The organism is Exiguobacterium sp. SL-9 (assembly GCF_004336985.1).
In the GTDB taxonomy this organism is placed as follows: domain Bacteria; phylum Bacillota; class Bacilli; order Exiguobacteriales; family Exiguobacteriaceae; genus Exiguobacterium.
The window spans coordinates 1-379 of sequence record NZ_SJUO01000054.1 but is presented as its reverse complement, the minus strand read 5'-3'; the positions used below and the strand labels follow the sequence as shown (position 1 = coordinate 379).

Here is a 379-nt window from a genome sequence, read left to right as displayed (position 1 = left end):
GCAATAGATCGTGTAACTGCATTAGCAGCAAGAGGATAAGAGCATGACTGTATTAAACGCCATTGTAAAAGATAAAGCTGAATATCTGATTGTACGTAAAGCAAACCAACCGCTATCAGAATTTGTGCACCAAATAGAGCCATCAACACGTTCGTTTTATCAGGCATTAACTCAGCCTAATACTGTTTTTATCTTAGAGTGTAAAAAAGCATCACCATCAAAAGGCTTAATCCGTGCTGATTTTGATCCCGCGACGATTGCAAAAATTTATCAGCCTTATGCTGCTGCAATTTCTGTATTAACTGATGAAAAATATTTTCAAGGGAGTTTCGATTATTTACGTCAAGTCAGTCAAACTGTTCATCAGCCCGTTTTGTGC

Annotated in this window: 1 pseudogene; it reads left to right on the top strand. The window is 37.7% G+C overall.

The window, feature by feature from the left end:
* Positions 1-43: 43 nt before the first annotated feature.
* A pseudogene (locus EVJ34_RS15630) lies at positions 44-379 on the top strand (indole-3-glycerol phosphate synthase TrpC); the annotation flags it as partial.